Annotated in this window: 16 protein-coding genes; 7 read left to right on the plus strand and 9 right to left on the minus strand. The window is 61.3% G+C overall.

Translation table 11 applies throughout. The annotated features are described in order from the left end of the window. The first annotated feature begins 83 nt into the window (after nt 1–83). From PMI20_RS26295 to PMI20_RS26310, 4 genes are all read left to right on the plus strand, one after another. Nucleotides 84–1,460 carry an L-serine ammonia-lyase gene (locus PMI20_RS26295; protein WP_007931066.1) on the plus strand — a complete coding sequence of 459 codons (1,377 nt, stop codon included), beginning with the start codon at nt 84–86 and terminating at the stop codon, nt 1,458–1,460. Nucleotides 1,461–1,501: 41 nt separating this feature from the next. Further along, complete coding sequence (gene gcvT / locus PMI20_RS26300) at nt 1,502–2,626, plus strand: glycine cleavage system aminomethyltransferase GcvT (RefSeq protein ID WP_007931068.1); 1,125 nt, start codon at nt 1,502–1,504, stop codon at nt 2,624–2,626. Nucleotides 2,627–3,019: 393 nt separating this feature from the next. Further along, nucleotides 3,020–3,232, plus strand: coding sequence for a cold-shock protein (locus PMI20_RS26305; RefSeq protein WP_007931076.1), 213 nt, complete (start codon nt 3,020–3,022; stop codon nt 3,230–3,232). A 98-nt stretch (nt 3,233–3,330) separates the two neighbouring features. After that, nucleotides 3,331–3,819 (plus strand): RDD family protein, encoded by a 489-nt coding sequence (locus PMI20_RS26310; protein ID WP_007931077.1) that lies wholly within the window; start codon nt 3,331–3,333, stop codon nt 3,817–3,819. 62 nt (nt 3,820–3,881) lie between these two features. Here the strand turns inward: PMI20_RS26310 and nadA are convergent, their stop codons facing one another. Next, nucleotides 3,882–4,940 carry a quinolinate synthase NadA gene (nadA, locus tag PMI20_RS26315; RefSeq protein ID WP_007931079.1) on the minus strand — a complete coding sequence of 353 codons (1,059 nt, stop codon included), beginning with the start codon at nt 4,938–4,940 and terminating at the stop codon, nt 3,882–3,884. A 514-nt stretch (nt 4,941–5,454) separates the two neighbouring features. On the opposite strand from nadA, the gene PMI20_RS26320 reads away from it, so the two are divergent. The 3 genes from PMI20_RS26320 to PMI20_RS26330 all read left to right on the plus strand — a co-directional run bounded on the left by PMI20_RS26320 (nt 5,455) and on the right by PMI20_RS26330 (nt 7,807). Continuing rightward, nucleotides 5,455–6,702 carry a type II and III secretion system protein family protein gene (locus PMI20_RS26320; protein ID WP_007931080.1) on the plus strand — a complete coding sequence of 416 codons (1,248 nt, stop codon included), beginning with the start codon at nt 5,455–5,457 and terminating at the stop codon, nt 6,700–6,702. 107 nt (nt 6,703–6,809) lie between these two features. After that, entirely contained in the window at nt 6,810–7,532 is a 723-nt protein-coding gene (locus PMI20_RS26325; protein ID WP_007931081.1) for a tetratricopeptide repeat protein, read from the plus strand. Nucleotides 7,533–7,534: 2 nt separating this feature from the next. Then, nucleotides 7,535–7,807, plus strand: a complete 273-nt coding sequence (locus tag PMI20_RS26330; RefSeq protein ID WP_007931082.1) for a DUF3613 domain-containing protein — start codon at nt 7,535–7,537, stop codon at nt 7,805–7,807. Between the two features lie 74 nt (nt 7,808–7,881). On the opposite strand, the gene PMI20_RS26335 is transcribed toward PMI20_RS26330, so the two are convergent. From PMI20_RS26335 to cpaB, 8 genes are read right to left on the minus strand one after another with little or no spacing between them, the layout of a single operon-like run. After that, nucleotides 7,882–8,853, minus strand: a complete 972-nt coding sequence (locus PMI20_RS26335) for a type II secretion system F family protein (RefSeq protein WP_007931083.1) — start codon at nt 8,851–8,853, stop codon at nt 7,882–7,884. Between the two features lie 27 nt (nt 8,854–8,880). After that, entirely contained in the window at nt 8,881–9,867 is a 987-nt protein-coding gene (locus PMI20_RS26340) for a type II secretion system F family protein (protein ID WP_007931084.1), read from the minus strand. A 2-nt stretch (nt 9,868–9,869) separates the two neighbouring features. Then, nucleotides 9,870–11,303: a TadA family conjugal transfer-associated ATPase gene (locus PMI20_RS26345; protein ID WP_007931085.1), complete on the minus strand. Its 1,434-nt coding sequence runs from the start codon at nt 11,301–11,303 to the stop codon at nt 9,870–9,872. Between the two features lie 3 nt (nt 11,304–11,306). Next, nucleotides 11,307–12,524, minus strand: a complete 1,218-nt coding sequence (locus PMI20_RS26350; RefSeq protein WP_007931087.1) for an AAA family ATPase — start codon at nt 12,522–12,524, stop codon at nt 11,307–11,309. Further along, nucleotides 12,518–13,021, minus strand: a complete 504-nt coding sequence (locus PMI20_RS26355; RefSeq protein WP_007931090.1) for a TadE/TadG family type IV pilus assembly protein — start codon at nt 13,019–13,021, stop codon at nt 12,518–12,520. The genes PMI20_RS26350 and PMI20_RS26355 overlap by 7 nt, the downstream gene beginning before the upstream one ends. Continuing rightward, entirely contained in the window at nt 13,021–13,491 is a 471-nt protein-coding gene (locus tag PMI20_RS26360) for a TadE/TadG family type IV pilus assembly protein (RefSeq protein WP_007931091.1), read from the minus strand. The genes PMI20_RS26355 and PMI20_RS26360 overlap by 1 nt, the downstream gene beginning before the upstream one ends. An 8-nt stretch (nt 13,492–13,499) precedes the next feature. Beyond that, nucleotides 13,500–14,837, minus strand: coding sequence for a TadE/TadG family type IV pilus assembly protein (locus PMI20_RS26365; RefSeq protein WP_007931093.1), 1,338 nt, complete (start codon nt 14,835–14,837; stop codon nt 13,500–13,502). A gap of 37 nt (nt 14,838–14,874) precedes the next feature. Continuing rightward, entirely contained in the window at nt 14,875–15,681 is an 807-nt protein-coding gene (gene cpaB, locus PMI20_RS26370; protein ID WP_007931094.1) for a Flp pilus assembly protein CpaB, read from the minus strand. Nucleotides 15,682–15,687 lie beyond the last annotated feature (6 nt).

The following is a 15,687-nucleotide window of genomic DNA, read 5'->3' on the forward strand; positions in this document are numbered from 1 at the left end:
CGACGAATACCGGCCAGACCGAACCGCAATACCCGCTTCCCCCGTGCGTGCCGATCAACACAATAAGAAACCGGAGAACCAACATGTCCTTGAGCGTGTTCGACCTGTTCAAGATTGGCATCGGCCCCTCCAGCTCCCACACCGTTGGCCCGATGCGCGCGGCCGCGCGCTTCGTCGAAGGCCTGCGGCGCGACGGACTGCTGGGCGCCACCACCTGCGTCAAGGTCGAGCTGTACGGCTCGCTCGGCGCCACCGGCAAGGGCCATGGCAGCGACAAGGCCGTACTCCTGGGCCTGGAAGGTGAACACCCGGATACCGTGAATACCGAAAACATCGCCGCTCGCCTGCAGGAAATACGCAGCAGCGGACGCTTGAACCTGCTCGGCGAACACCTCATCGCGTTCAACGAGAAAGAACACCTGGCCATGATCCGCAAACCCCTGGCCTACCACCCCAACGGCATGATCTTTCGTGCCTTCGATGCCGCCGGATTGCAGATCCGCAGCCGCGAGTACTACTCGGTGGGCGGCGGCTTCGTGGTCGACGAGGACGCCGCCGGTGCCGACCGCATCGTCGAAGACACCACCAAGCTGACCTTCCCCTTCAAAAGCGCCAAGGACTTGCTCGGTCACTGCACCACCTATGGGCTGTCCATCAGCCAGGTGATGCTGACCAACGAAAGTGCCTGGCGACCGGAAGCGGAAACCCGTGCCGGCCTGCTGAAGATCTGGCAAGTGATGCAGGACTGCGTGGATGCCGGCTGCCGCAACGAAGGGATCCTGCCGGGTGGCCTGAAGGTCAAGCGCCGTGCCGCCGCCCTCCACCGCCAGCTGTGCAAGCACCCCGAGGCGGCCCTGCGCGACGCCTTGTCGGTACTGGACTGGGTCAACCTGTATGCCCTGGCGGTCAACGAAGAAAACGCCAACGGCGGGCGCGTCGTCACCGCGCCCACCAATGGCGCCGCCGGCATCATCCCGGCAGTGCTGCACTACTACATGCGCTTCATCCCCGGCGCCAACGAAGACGGGGTGGTGCGTTTCCTGCTGACCGCCGCCGCCATCGGCATTCTCTACAAGGAAAACGCCTCCATCTCCGGCGCCGAAGTCGGCTGCCAGGGCGAGGTCGGCGTGGCCTGCTCGATGGCGGCCGGGGCCTTGTGCGAAGTGCTCGGCGGTACGGTGCAACAAGTGGAAAACGCCGCCGAGATCGGAATGGAACATAACCTCGGCCTGACCTGCGATCCGATTGGTGGCCTGGTGCAGGTGCCCTGCATCGAGCGCAACGCCATGGGCTCGGTCAAGGCGATCAACGCCGTGCGCATGGCCTTGCGTGGCGACGGGCAACACTTCGTCTCCCTCGACAAGGTGATCCGCACCATGCGCCAGACCGGCGCCGACATGAAAAGCAAATACAAGGAAACCGCCCGCGGCGGTTTGGCCGTCAACATCATCGAGTGCTGATGCATGCACATACGCATCTCACGTTTACCCAGGAGCTGAACATGTCCACCGAAACACTGTTGAAGACCCCGCTGCATTCGCTGCACCTCGAACTCGGCGCGCGCATGGTGCCGTTCGCCGGTTACGACATGCCCGTGCAATACCCGCTGGGCGTGATGAAAGAACACCAGCACACCCGCGAGCAGGCCGGCCTGTTCGACGTCTCGCACATGGGCCAGATCCGCCTGACCGGCGCCAAGGCCACCCAGGCCCTGGAAACCCTGGTGCCGGTGGACATCATCGACCTGCCCGTGGGTATGCAGCGCTACGCCATGTTCACCAATGAAAACGGCGGCATCCTCGACGACCTGATGGTCGCCAACCTGGGCAACGACGAGCTGTTCCTGGTGGTCAACGCCGCCTGCAAGGACCAGGACCTGGCTCATCTGCGCCAGCACATCGGCCATTTGTGCAGCATCGAGCCGCTGTTCGAGGAGCGCGCCCTGCTCGCCCTGCAAGGCCCGGCGGCCGTCACCGTGCTGGCGCGCCTGGCGCCGGAAGTGGCGAAGATGACCTTCATGCAATTCACCCGCGTGAAGCTGCTGGGCGTGGACTGCTTTGTCAGCCGTTCGGGCTACACCGGCGAAGACGGTTTTGAAATCTCGGTACCGGCGGCTGACGCCGAAACCCTGGCCCGCGCCCTGCTGGCCGAACCGGAAGTGGCCGCCATCGGCCTCGGCGCCCGGGATTCGCTGCGCCTGGAAGCCGGCCTGTGCCTGTATGGCCATGACATGAACAGCCAGACCACGCCGATCGAAGCCAGCCTGCTGTGGGCCATCTCCAAGCCACGGCGCGCCGATGGCGCGCGGGCTGGCGGCTTCCCTGGCGCGGAACAGGTGTTCGCCCAACAACTCAATGGCGTGAAGCGCAAACGCGTGGGCCTGCTGCCCCAGGAACGCACACCGGTGCGTGAAGGTGCGGAGATCGTCAACGAAGCGGGCGAGGTGATCGGCAGCGTCTGCAGCGGCGGTTTTGGCCCGACCCTGGGTGGTCCGTTGGCCATGGGTTACATCGATAGCGCTTATGTCGCACTCGATACGCCAGTTTGGGCAATTGTTCGTGGGAAAAAGGTGCCAATGCTTGTAAGCAAAATGCCATTCGTTGCACAACGCTACTATCGTGGTTGATCAACTGTTTCTATAAGTAACGCGGTTGCGTTAAAAGTGCACTAATCTGTAACGCAACCGCCATAAAATAGTGCATATCTTCGATATTGAACTTGCCTTATAACAGTTGAAAACAATTGAACGACCCTATCGAATAAGCCCAGATGCCTAGTTCCGGCAAACAGCCACCAAGCTGAGGAAAACCGGGGTTTCGCAGGGCTTGTTTTTTCTCCCATAGTTGGCGTAGAGTTTCCCCACTGTGTTTGCATGGGTCGCTTGGAATCGTGACCTGGGCAGTAGCTAACAAGTTTGCTACAACCCGTTCGACGTCTCTTACTTTCCTGCAACCCAGCCCAGTACTCCTTCATGAGAAAGAGACTGTCATTAATTTTTTAGCGTCAAAGGAAATAAGAAATGTCCCAACGTCAGAGCGGTACCGTCAAGTGGTTTAACGACGAGAAAGGTTTTGGTTTTATCACTCCAGAAAGCGGTCCGGATCTGTTCGTGCATTTCCGCGCTATTCAGGGCAACGGCTTCAAGAGCCTGAAAGAAGGCCAGAAAGTGACCTTCATCGCTGTGCAAGGCCAAAAAGGCATGCAGGCTGACGAAGTTCAAGCCGAAGGCTGATCGTCTGTAACGAAAAAGCCCCTGATGCTGACATCAGGGGCTTTTTTGTGCGCGCAATTCCGTAAAATGGCTTCTTTCTTTCGATCGAGAGGCCTGTGATGCCGAAGCACCTGCTAACCCCCCAGGGCGATTTCCCCGCCGCTGGCCTGGGCCGTCGTCTGGCAGCGATGTTCTACGATTTCCTGCTGTGCACCGCACTGCTGATCGTCACGGGCGGCGTCTACAAGTTCATCCAGTTGCAGATCCTCGGTGAAACCCGGATGCGCACCCTGACCGAATCCGGCGCCCTGGACGGCGATCCGCTCTACTCGACCGTCCTGCTGTTCGTGCTGTTCGCCTTCTTCGCCAAGTTCTGGACCCATTCCGGCCAGACCCTGGGCATGCAGGTCTGGGGCATTCGTGTGCAGAACGCCGACGGCAGCCGCATCAGCCTGTGGCAGGCCCTCCTGCGCTTCATGGTCTCGATCGCTTCCTGGCTGTGCGCCGGGCTGGGTTTCATCTGGATCCTGGTAGACAAGCAGAAGCGCAGCTGGCACGACATCTACTCTTCCAGCCAGATCGTGCGCATTCCCAAGCAGAAAAAATAATCCGCCGCACAGAAAAACGCCCCGAATCTCGGGGCGTTTTTCTGTGCGCTTGTCGAAGACGATCAGGCATTGCCCGCCAGCTTCATCCGCGCCGCCTGAGTGAAATCCAGCATGCGCTTGAGCGGGCGAATGGCCTGGGGAATCAGCGCCGGGTCGACGAATATCTCGTTGCTGCCCTCACGCAGGCTCTGCAAGGTGCGCTCCAGGGTGTTCATGGCCATCCACGGGCAGTGGGCGCAGCTGCGGCAAGCCGCGCCGTTGCCGGCCGTTGGCGCCTCGATGAACACCTTGTCCGGGCACAGCTGCTGCATCTTGTAGAAGATGCCGCGGTCGGTCGCCACGATCAGCGTCTTGTTCGGCAAGCGTTGCGCGGCAGCAATCAGCTGGCTGGTGGAACCCACCGCATCGGCCAGCTCGATCACCGAGGTCGGCGACTCAGGGTGGACCAGAATGGCCGCATCGGGATACAGCGCCTTCATGTCCTCCAGTTGCTTGGACTTGAACTCTTCGTGGACGATGCAGGCACCGTCCCACAGCAGCATATCGGCACCGGTCTGGCGCTGGATATAGGTGCCCAGGTGCTTGTCCGGCCCCCAGATGATGGTTTCGCCGTTATCCATCAGACTTTCGACGATTTCCAGGGCGCAACTGGAGGTCACCACCCAGTCAGCACGGGCTTTGACCGCCGCCGACGTGTTGGCATAGACCACCACGGTGCGTTCCGGATGCTGGTCGCAGAACGCCGAGAACTCTTCCACCGGGCACCCCAGGTCGAGGGAGCAGGTGGCTTCCAGGGTAGGCATCAGCACCCGCTTTTCGGGGTTGAGGATCTTCGCCGTCTCGCCCATGAACCTGACACCGGCAACCACCACGGTCTTGGCCGGGTGAGCGTTGCCGAAACGGGCCATTTCCAGGGAGTCGGACACACAGCCGCCGGTCTCTTCGGCCAGGGCCTGAATCACCGGGTCACAGTAGAAGTGAGCCACCAGCACGGCGTCCTGAGCCTTGAGCTCGGCAGCAATCGCGGCACGGTAATGGGCTTCCTCCGCGGCCGTCAGCGGCTTGGGCTGTTTGGCGTCAAGGTGGGCCTGAACCAGAAGGCGTTCGGAAATGTGCGTCATGATCGCAAGACCTGCGGGCGCTTATGCGCGAAAGTCGAGTATACACCCGGCTCCGGACCCGTTGAGGGCACCGCCGGGAGAGTGAGTATTCATCAGGTGGTGCAGCGTTGAAACTGCGCAAGGCTACAGAATATCCCCTTGATGTAAAAGATGATTCTGACCTGTGTCACACGGCTCGCCCCGGCACGGAGCAGGTATCGGTCAAGGGGCACGAAAACCTGCCAATTGCAGCCCCGACGGCGCAAACGGTTCAGTGACGCGCAACGCGCACTTGCACCATTTATGCGCATTGCATGCAGGCGAGTCTCGGCCTGGCGGTGAATCCCCTCGATCGACCAAGCGTTTTTTTACACTTCATAGCAATTTTACCTTTCTGCGCTAACGTCAGTTACAGAAACAGCTAACTGCTGGTTGGTTGCAGCAACACTTGGCGGGCTCTGGTTCAGATGACGGAGAAATGATCCCTGCTGACCGGCCCTTGCGGTTTCCCCCAGCCCAAACAAGGATGCAGTGCATGAACAGTGATTGTGTACAGGTGCTCAGGAGAGTGGCGTGGACATTGATTGTCGCTGGCCTTCCCACAGGGATGGCCATGGCGGCGTCAAATAACTGCGCTGGATTGCAGCCACTGCCGTCGACGGTGGAAGTGGGAGAGGGTCAGCAGACGATAATGCACTCCCCCGTCGCCATTACCCGGTTGGCCGTGGGCGACCCGAAAATTGCCGATGTGTACCTCAATGGGCGAGATTCATACCTGCTGACGGGTATTGCGCCCGGCGCCACCAGCCTGATGGTCTGGACAGCCTGCGACAAGGAACCCCGCCAGAGCATGGTGTTCGTCCAGGGCAAAGGCCCGCATTCAATGGTGAGTTCGCTATTGCCCCCCTCCGAAGATCCGTCTCTGCCCAGCCAGGTGCAGACCGATATCCGCTTTGTCGAAGTCAGCCGCACCAAGCTGAAAGAGGCCGGCACCTCGATCTTCGGCAAGAGCGGTAACTTCCTGTTCAGCTCCCCAGGCACCGCCCCGGTGGGGACGACGGTGACGCCCGGCAATATCGGTGGCGTCAGGCCGAACATACCGCTCAACAACGGCATGTTTAATATCGGCATTGGCGGCGGTAACGTCCTTGGGCTGATCAACGCCCTGGAGGGCAGTGGGTTTGCCTATACCCTGGCGCGTCCGAGCCTGGTGGCACTGAGCGGACAGAGCGCAAGCTTCCTGGCCGGTGGTGAAGTGCCGATCCCGGTCCCCAGCAGCGGCAGCGACAGTATTACCATCCAGTACAAGGAATTCGGTATTCGCCTGACCCTGACCCCCACAATCGTCGGAAATAACCGCATCGCCTTGAAAGTCGCCCCGGAAGTCAGCGAGTTGGACTTCACCAACGGGATTACCGTCAACGATATCTCGGTGCCAGCCCTGGTTGTGCGTCGCACCGACACCAGCATCTCCCTGGCCGACGGCGAGAGTTTCGTGATCAGCGGCCTGATCAGCACCACCAATAGCACGGCCGTGAGCAAGTTCCCCGGCCTGGGAGATATTCCGATCCTCGGTGCATTCTTCCGTGATTCTTCGATCAGACGCGAAGAGAAGGAACTGCTGATGATCGTCACCCCGCATCTGGTGCAACCGCTGGCGGTCAACGCCAAGCTGCCAGTATTGCCTGGCGAGCCACTGCGCAACTACGACCCGAACTGGTTCCGTCTGTACTTCCTGGAAAACGGCAACTATGACCAGGCCGCCAGCGGGCTTTCGCAATGACCCAAGGTTCTGACTCGTCGCTTACCGCGCTCAAGCTCAATGGCACCGGACTCGGCAAGTCCGGTGCCGGCCATTCCTCGACAATCGGATTGTTCCAGGAGGGAAAAATGAAAGTAGTCATTGCTGCCTTAGGGCTGCTCATGCTCGGCGGCTGTGCCACGAATGGCGGCGGTGCCTGGTCGAAACAGGCATGCAGCAAGCTGGATTCGGATCAGGAACTGTCGCTGAGCCTGGCCGACGACATGATCGGCGAAGGCAAGCTGCATGCCGGCCTGGCCAATCTGCAACGCCTGCCGGATGACCTGGCACAGGTTCGCATGCGCAAGGCCAAGGTCTATCGCCAGCTCGGCCAAAGCGAGGCCGAACCCCTGTACCGCAGCCTGCTCAGCACCTGCCTGGCCGCCGAAGGCGAGCATGGCCTGGGCCAACTGGCAGCGTCACGCAACGATAACGCTCTGGCCCTGGAACATCTGACGCGAGCGGCACGGCTGTCCCCCACCGACGAGAAAATCCGCAACGATCTGGGGGTGGTCTACCTCAACCAGGGGAATACCAACCAGGCCCGCTTTGAGTTCCTCACGGCCATGGAGCTGAAACAGGACAACCAGCTGGCAACCCTCAACCTGGTGACCTTGCTGATTTATCAAGGCAACTGGAAACAGGCCTCGGACCTGGTCAATCGTGCCGGCCTGAAACCCGAACAAGTCACCAGTGCCAAGGAGCGGGCCGAAAAACTCAGGAACGCGACGAAGAAGTCAGCTAAGGATCAGGCAGTCACTGCAACGGATTCGTCGCCATCGAGTGTCAATCAACCAATAACGCAGAGGTAGTGATGAAATACCAAACGCTTAGCTGCCTGGGACTCTTGCTTCTTCCGCTGGTGACCCAGGCTATCGAACCCGGCCCGGCCTCCCTGTCACAACAGTCGACCGAAACCTGGCTGCTGCTGCAGAGTCGTAACCAGGTCAAGTCGCTCATCCCGCAGAACGCCTCGCCCAGCGAACGGGAACTGACCCTGCAGCGCTGGCTGGACAACTACAAACACCCGATCCCCGAGTACTACAAGGAGTACGTAGGTTCGGGTGGGTCAGGTGGTTCGAAGTGACAGCAAGTCACGATGGCGTTCAGTTCAGAGGGGGCAATGCCATCCATACCGATGGCCCTTGCCCCTCCCCTCTTTCATAACTTCCCGAATACTTTGAAGACGCCGATGATCGCCGGTCCTATGGCTACCAGAAAGAAGCTTGGCCACAGGCAGAAGATCAGCGGAAACACCAGCTTGGTGCCGATTTTCGCGGCTTTCTCTTCGGCCTGCTGGGTGCGCCGGTCACGAAACTCCTCGGCATAGACACGCAGGGTCGTCCCCACGCTGGTCCCGAAGCGAATGCTCTGCGCCAGCAGACTCACCAGCCCGCGAATGTCTTCCAGCCCAGTACGCTCGGCCAGATGCTTGAGCGCTTCGGTACTGGGAATCCCGGCCCGGATCTCGGAGTTGACCAGTGCCAGCTCCATGGCCAGCTCAGGCTGGCTGACCGCTATCTCTTCCGATACCCGCTCGATCGCCTGGGGCAAGGCAAGGCCTGACTCCACGCAGACCACCATCAAGTCCAGCGCATCCGGAAAGGCGACGAGCAAACGGGTCATCCGCGCGTTCCTGCGGCTGTCGACATAGATGGCCGGTACCAGCCAGCCTACCCCCAACGCCAGGATCACCAGCCCCGTCCCCAGAAGCAGCGATACCTTCGGTATCAGCGGCAGCGCCAGGACCGCCAGCGCCACCAATGCCAACGGTGTCAGCAGGCGCACCGCCCAGTACATCTGGACAGCGGCCGGGGAGCGAAAGCCCGCATGGATCAGCAAGGTCCGGGTCGCCGAGGCTTGCTCCTGTTCACCGGAGGCAAAACGCTGGCCGACCTGCTCCAGCATCAATTGCAGGTTGCTCGGCGCGCCCTGCTGCCGGTGACCGTCGCCGCCATGACCGCGCTTGATCAGCAGAAGACGGCGGTGCACCGGGTCCTGCAACCCCTGCACCAGCAATATCAGGGTCGCCACGGCCAGCACCACGCTCAGGCCGATGGCCCCGGCGAACAGCAGGCGCGCCAGTTGCTCGCTACCGACCACACTTTTGATCAGACTCAGCAGATACTCCATGACCTCACCCCCTACGAGTGATTGTGCTCACACCTGGATCCGGATGATCTTGCGTATCCAGAAGATTCCCACCAGCATCGCCACAAACGCGCCAAGCACCATCTTCTGTCCCAGCGGCTCATTGATGAGCAGAGGCAGATAGGTCGGGCTCGAAAGCACAATCCCCGCCGCCAGTACAAAAGGCATCGCCACCAGGATCCAGCCCGACATGCGCCCTTCGGCCGAGAGCGTCTTGACCTTGCGCTGAAAGCGGAAGCGGCCGCGAATCAGGCTGCTCAAACGATCCAGTACCTCGGTCAGGTTGCCGCCCGTCTCGCGATGGATCAGCACAGTGGTCACCAGCATCATCACGGTCATGCTCGGCATGCGTTCCAGCAGGCCAAGCATGGCCCGACGCACATCGTTGCCGTAGTTGATGTCGGCAAAGGTCAGGCCGAATTCGTGGGCAACCGGCCCCTTGTGCTCGTCGGCCACCAACTGCAGGGTTTCGTTGAACGGATGTCCGGCACGCAGCGCCCGGCATATGGCATCCAGCGCATCCGGCAATTGCTCCTCGAACAGGGCAAAGCGTTTGTTACGGTCCCGGGAGATTTTCAACACCGGCAGCCAGAAGGCCATAGCAGCAGCCGGGAGCGCCGCCCACCACAGCTGCGTGAACAGCCACGTCCCCATGCCAGCCACCATCATCAGGACCAGGCTGAGCATCAGCACCCGATAGGCGCGGTACTCATGCCCGGCCTGCTCGATCATTTGCGCCAGGGCCTCCATCGCTGGCAATTGCTCCAGACGCGCCTCCAGCGGGGACAGGCGACGCAGGTATTTCTGGCGCAGTACCGACTGCATGTTCTCCAGGTTACTGGCCCGTTCCAGCAGGTCGAGGCGACTGCGGATACGCTTGCGCACCTTGCCGGCCTCGCCGAACACCGGCACCGCCACGCTCTGGCTGAGCAGGAATATGGCGGTGAACACCATGCCGAGAAACGCCAGGATGAACTCGCTGGGGATCTGATGCATGACTAGCCCTCCATCCAGTCTGGCCGGAACAGGCTGAGCGGCAGCTCGATGCCCCGTTTGGCCAGCACATCACGAAACGCCGGAACCATGCCGGTGGGGCGGAATTCGCCCAGGACCTCGCCTTTCTCGCCCAGACCACTGCGCACGAAAGAGAAGATCTCGGTCATGGTGATGATTTCCCCTTCCATGCCGTTGATTTCCTGCACGCTGACCAGCCGCCGCGTGCCGTCCTCCTGCCGCTCCAACTGGATGACCACACCGATGGCCGAAGCGATCTGCTGACGCAAGGCCTTGATCGGAAAGGTCGCCCCCGTCATCGACACCATGTTCTCGATCCGTCCCAGGGCATCGCGGGCGGTGTTGGCGTGGATGGTGGTCAGCGAGCCGTCGTGGCCGGTATTCATCGCCGTCAACATGTCCAGCGCCTCGGCGCCACGCACCTCACCGATGACGATGCGGTCCGGGCGCATACGCAGGCTGTTGCGCACCAGCTCCCGCTGACCCACCTCGCCACGGCCCTCGATGTTCGACGGACGGGTTTCCAGGCGTACCACATGGGGCTGCTGCAGTTGCAGCTCGGCCGAGTCTTCGATGGTCACGATCCGCTCGTTGTGCGGAATGAAACTGGACAACACGTTGAGCATGGTGGTCTTGCCGCTGCCGGTCCCCCCGGAGATCAGGACATTCAGCCGGCCGCGGACGATGGCCTTGAGCATCAGGGCGATACCCGGGGTCAGGGTACCCATCTGCACCAGGCTCTCGGTGTTGAGCAAGTCCACGGCGAAGCGGCGGATCGACATGCTCGGCCCGTCGATGGCCAGCGGTGGAATGATGGCGTTGACCCGCGAACCGTCCTTCAGGCGAGCGTCCACCAGCGGCGAGGACTCATCGATGCGCCGCCCCAGGCTGGAAACGATGCGATCGATGATATTCAGCAGGTGCTGGTCGTCGCGAAAACGCACATCCGTTCTTTGCAGCTTGCCGAAGCGCTCGACGTACACCGAGGCATGACCGTTGACCAGGATGTCGGACACACTCGCATCGTTCAGCAGCGGCTCCAAAGGTCCGAGGCCAAGCACCTCGTCGGCGATCTGCTTGAGGATCAACTGACGGCTGCTGGAATTGACCGGCGCCGAATGCTCGTCGAGCAGGCGCTGGCAGATGTCGCGGATCTGCCGCCCGGCTTCGGCCGGCTCCAGGGAATCAAGGAGCGACAGGTCCATGACCTTGAGCAACTGCTGGTAGATCTTTTCCCGCCACTCGGCCTCCATCGGGCCAAGCTTGGTCCTGGTTTCATAGAGCAGGTCCGGCACACTGGCCTCCCAGGCCATGAGCACGCTGGCGCACTCTTTGCCGTCGAGGGACGCGTCCTGCGTTTCTGCCGGTGCCTGTTTACCGGGTTGCTGACGCAGGCGATTACGAAAGTCGCTGAGCATGGCCTAGCCTCCGAACAGACGATTGAAGGTACGTTTGAACAAACTCTTCTCGGCGACCTCGATTCCGATCAGGTTCTGGGTCAGCTCACGCAGGGCCAGGGTCACCCCCGAACGTGACGCATGCAGCTCAAGCGGCACACCGGTGTTCTGACTCTCGCTGACCACCGCATAGTCATTGGGCACGGCTTGCAGGGTCGTGCAGCGCAGGGCATCGGCAATATCCTTGAGGCTCACTGGCGAGGCCTTGTTGTAGCGGTTGACCACCACCTGTATCCGGTTGCTCTGCACATTCAGGTCGTCGCGCAGGATGCGGGTCAGGCGGGTACCGTCCTTCAGGTGGCTCAGGCTCTGCTGCAGCACGACGTAGATGCGATCGGCCTGTTCGAGCGTGACGCCGGTGAGGTGATCGATCTGTCGTGGCAGATCCACCACGACCCAGTCGTAGGTCCCACGGGCCAGGCGCAACAGTTTTTCCAGCTGATCCAGGTGCACATCCTGCGTCAGGCACAGCTCCCCGGTACGCCCGCCCAGCACATGCAGGGTCGGGCTGAAGTGGTTGCAATAGCCACGCAAGGCGATGCTGTCCAGGGACTCGACCTGCTTCAGTACATCCACATGACTGTGGGTAGGCACCACATCCAGGCAATGCGCCACGCTGCCGAACTGCAGGTCCAGGTCCAGCAGCAGGGTCCTGCCACCGCGGATGGAGAGCTGATGCGCCAGGTTGCAAGCCAGCATCGAGGCTCCCGAACCGCCTTTGGCGTTCATCACCGCAATCAGCTTGCCACCGGTCCCCTGCTCCGCATTGGCCTCCATGAGCATACGGCCGATGGCCGCCTGCAACTCTTCTGCCGCTACCGGCTCGGGAAGAAAGTCCCGGGCGCCGGCCTGCATCGCCAGGCGCATGCCCTCGCGCTCATCCAGCGGGCCGCAGACCAATAGCGGTGGGCGCTCCTTGAGTGGGTGCTGCAACAAGGCCGCCAGCTCTTCGCGCCACAGATGGCTGACGCGCAACAGCAGGAAGTCGGGCATCTGCTCCAGCCCATACAGCGGATCGGTATGACCGTTGCTCACCAGGCGAGTGGTTACCTGCAAGTTCGGCAACCCTTGGCTCAACGCTTTCAGATGATTCAAGGTGGTCACGTCGCGCCCACTGATCAGCAGGCGTTTGCCTTGCTTTTCAGTAGCGGCAGCGACGGGCGCTTCTCGGGTACTCAACATGGCGTGATCTCCGGTGTGACTGCTGCCTGGGGCTGCCGACCGAGGCTTTCACGTGGCACGGTCGACCTGAATACCGGTAGGACAAACACCCCGTTGAACCCAGGAATCAGCAGATTGAAACTGAAATTGGATACCTGTAGCTGGACATAACGAATGGCGACAAAGCCGTTGGTACCGGTCAGATCGTTGGGGCTGGCGACGACCGCGCCGTTGGCGTCCAGATAAACCAGGTTCAGGTTGGCGGTCGTCAGGTTATTGAGCAGGCTGCTCGGACCGCCGTTGGTCGAAGCGTTGAACATCGCCCGACGCAGGATCACCGGATCTTGGATATCGCACACTGCCGCCAGACGCGCACCGCGGCGCACGGTTTCATTCAGGGCATTGACCGTGAAGTACAGCCGGCCCATTTCCAGCACACCGAACAGCACGGTGAACAGCACCAGGCTGGTGATCGCGAACTCGACGGTGTACAGCCCACGCATACCTTTGACGTTCATCACAAGGCCCTCATGACGACAGTGGAAGTCAAGGCCAGGCCCAGCGGTACGTTGCTGCCGTACAAGGCGGGCAAGGCACTGCCGATCACCGGCACATAGGTGTAGGTAATGCTGACCTGGATATGCTCGGCCCCCACCGCGGTGACCGTGACATTCGCCGGCGTCAGCCCCGACACCGCCGCTGGGTAGCCATTGGGATTGGCGGGCACGCCATAGACAGCGATGTTCTTGGCCTGGGTCTGCAGCGTACCGCTCAGCTCGAGCTTGCCGAGGGTGGAGTTCCACGCCTTGTCAGCGACATAACGCCCGGCGTCGCGACTGGCCTGCATCAGGCTGTTGTACTGGAACAACATGCGGCCGAACTCAGCGAAGGTCAGCATCAGCAACAACAGCAGCGGCAGCGTCAACACCAGCTCCACCATCGCCAATCCGCTCTGGTTGCGCGGCGACCTGAATCCTCTGCGTCCCATAAAACCTCCTAAGAGTCGGTACTTGGCGTCTGGCTGTTATCGATATAGGTCTTGTACAGCTGGATGATCTGCGGCCCGGTGGTATTGGCCGGGTTGGGACCCGGCACGTTGTCGCCTTCGCACACCTTCTCGAACTGACCGAATATCTGCGCCTCATTGCCCTTTTGCGATGCCGGTTGCAGGACGAAGTAGCAGGCGAAACCCAGCACCGGTATCGAGGACGACCCATCGTTCTTGCCCGAGCAATCACCGATCACGATCTTGATGATCCGCCGTTCGAACGCCCCGCCGTTCTGGCAGCCACCGCCGCCACCGGCAACGCAGTTGGCGGACTCCTGCACCCAGTTGTTGTAGTCGTACAAGGCGCTGCCGCCCGCGGACAAATTGCCGCTGCTCGAGGTAACCGCCTGACTGTTGTACTGAATCTGCTTGAGCGTATCGTCGTAAGTGAACGACTTGGAGTTGGTCGTGATCACCAGGTCCGGAGGATAGTTCGCCGCGCTGAGGCCACCGGAATACTGGTTGAAGCGCGTATTGAGCCCCTGCGAGGCAGGCCCGACAGTGTTCCCCGGTTTGGTCTGGACATTCGAACCGACGCTGTTGCACTGCTTGATCCCGCCAGCCAGCCCCTGCCTGATCGTACTGCCGCCCGAGCCGAAATCGAGCAGTTGGAAGTTGCCGGGGCCAATCGGCGAGCTGTTGCCCGCGGCAGTTTTCAACACCTGCGCATCGCCGAACTGGAACCCCCAGAACATCCCGGTGGCCGGGTTGTTTTTCGTTGGATCGCCGCACACCATCAGCGGCGTTAGGTCACAAGGGCTGGCAGGGCTTGGCCCGGCGGTAGCGACCGCGCTCACAAACTTGTTACCGACACCATTGCCCAGGGTCTGAAAGACGCCCCAGAAGAATCCGGCCAGGGAATAGTTCGTGACCGTCACCCGCACATAGCTCGCATTGGCCGGCCCCGGGAAAGAGAAAGGTCCATAGACAGTGGACGCCAATTCCACCGTGGCAAAACCGCCGACATTGTTGCCGATGGCGGTGGCCAGCTCCTGATTGCCGCTGGCACTGGCATTCAGGGTCAGGGTATTGAGCGCGGCGGTCTGCGCCAGGGTCGCGGCCCCTGTCGTGCCCATTACCGTGCTGAGGGTCTTGGCACCGCTCAGCGCCGCGGCATCCACCGCATTTTGCAGGCGGGACTTGTTCACCAGCATATGGCCGCCATCCAGCGCCAGGGCCCCCATCAGCAGCATCGAGGCCAGGGCTATCACGACCAGGACGAGCATGGCTCCACGCTGTTGCCGTGGAAATGCACTCAATGGCTGTTGGATACGCGCGCTCATCATCAAGCCCTCATCGTTGGTTTATGTCGTACCCGATCATTTACAGCTGGGACTTCACAACGTTGACCTCGATCCCACGAATCACCGTGATCCCGCTGTCGCCGCTGGCACGACGCCGGACAATCGGCCGAACCACGGGAGGGGCAGGTACTTCCTGGATCATCGCGACCGGCTCGACCATCGCCGGTTGCTTCTGGTTGTCCAGCGGATTGCGCAGGGCCAGTTGCAGCTTGCCAGCCGCCATCCCCTTGACCAATTCCTCGGCCTGGAGGGGGGTCATTTCCAGGGTCACGGCACGCACAACCACCGGTTGGGTCTTGTCGGTACTGGCCGTCTGGTCCACTGCCAGCACCCGCAGGTCTTCCAGGATGGTCTTGGATTCGGCGTCGCCGGTATTGCCGGTCTGCCGGGTAGCCAGCACATCGACCCGGTTACCTGGCAACAGGAACCCACCCACGCCGACCACGTCGTCCACCCGGACCGAGATCGCACGCTTGGTAGGCTCGATCAGCGACGCCAGGGTGCTGCCGCCCAAGTGTTCGGCCAGACGCGCACCGCGCAGGATGTCGCCGCGCAACATGGAGAAGGTGGCGATCTTGCCCACGACCTTCTCGGTCGCGTCGAAAGCATCCTCGGGCACTGTCTCCTTGGGCATACGGACCAGCGCGACCTGCTGTGGCTCGACCATTTGCCCGAAAGCGATTTCCACGGTCGCCACCACCACGTTCTGCTGGTTATCGTCGGGGGTGGCATTGAGCCTTGCATTGAGCCAGCTGTTGGCCATCCATGCCGCGCCCAGGCCCAGAACCACGGACAGGGTCACCAGTGTGAAAGTACGAGAACTCATGTCGAA

It is taken from the genome of Pseudomonas sp. GM17 (assembly GCF_000282175.2).
Taxonomy (GTDB): domain Bacteria; phylum Pseudomonadota; class Gammaproteobacteria; order Pseudomonadales; family Pseudomonadaceae; genus Aquipseudomonas; species Aquipseudomonas chlororaphis.

Coding starts and splice junctions, on each gene's coding strand:
- PMI20_RS26295 (WP_007931066.1), top strand. CDS start 84: ATGTCCTTGAGCGTGTTCGACCTGTTCAAGATTGGCATCGGCCCCTCC.
- gcvT (WP_007931068.1), top strand. CDS start 1,502: ATGTCCACCGAAACACTGTTGAAGACCCCGCTGCATTCGCTGCACCTC.
- PMI20_RS26305 (WP_007931076.1), top strand. CDS start 3,020: ATGTCCCAACGTCAGAGCGGTACCGTCAAGTGGTTTAACGACGAGAAA.
- PMI20_RS26310 (WP_007931077.1), top strand. CDS start 3,331: ATGCCGAAGCACCTGCTAACCCCCCAGGGCGATTTCCCCGCCGCTGGC.
- nadA (WP_007931079.1), bottom strand. CDS start 4,940: ATGACGCACATTTCCGAACGCCTTCTGGTTCAGGCCCACCTTGACGCC.
- PMI20_RS26320 (WP_007931080.1), top strand. CDS start 5,455: ATGAACAGTGATTGTGTACAGGTGCTCAGGAGAGTGGCGTGGACATTG.
- PMI20_RS26325 (WP_007931081.1), top strand. CDS start 6,810: ATGAAAGTAGTCATTGCTGCCTTAGGGCTGCTCATGCTCGGCGGCTGT.
- PMI20_RS26330 (WP_007931082.1), top strand. CDS start 7,535: ATGAAATACCAAACGCTTAGCTGCCTGGGACTCTTGCTTCTTCCGCTG.
- PMI20_RS26335 (WP_007931083.1), bottom strand. CDS start 8,853: ATGGAGTATCTGCTGAGTCTGATCAAAAGTGTGGTCGGTAGCGAGCAA.
- PMI20_RS26340 (WP_007931084.1), bottom strand. CDS start 9,867: ATGCATCAGATCCCCAGCGAGTTCATCCTGGCGTTTCTCGGCATGGTG.
- PMI20_RS26345 (WP_007931085.1), bottom strand. CDS start 11,303: ATGCTCAGCGACTTTCGTAATCGCCTGCGTCAGCAACCCGGTAAACAG.
- PMI20_RS26350 (WP_007931087.1), bottom strand. CDS start 12,524: ATGTTGAGTACCCGAGAAGCGCCCGTCGCTGCCGCTACTGAAAAGCAA.
- PMI20_RS26355 (WP_007931090.1), bottom strand. CDS start 13,021: ATGAACGTCAAAGGTATGCGTGGGCTGTACACCGTCGAGTTCGCGATC.
- PMI20_RS26360 (WP_007931091.1), bottom strand. CDS start 13,491: ATGGGACGCAGAGGATTCAGGTCGCCGCGCAACCAGAGCGGATTGGCG.
- PMI20_RS26365 (WP_007931093.1), bottom strand. CDS start 14,837: ATGATGAGCGCGCGTATCCAACAGCCATTGAGTGCATTTCCACGGCAA.
- cpaB (WP_007931094.1), bottom strand. CDS start 15,681: ATGAGTTCTCGTACTTTCACACTGGTGACCCTGTCCGTGGTTCTGGGC.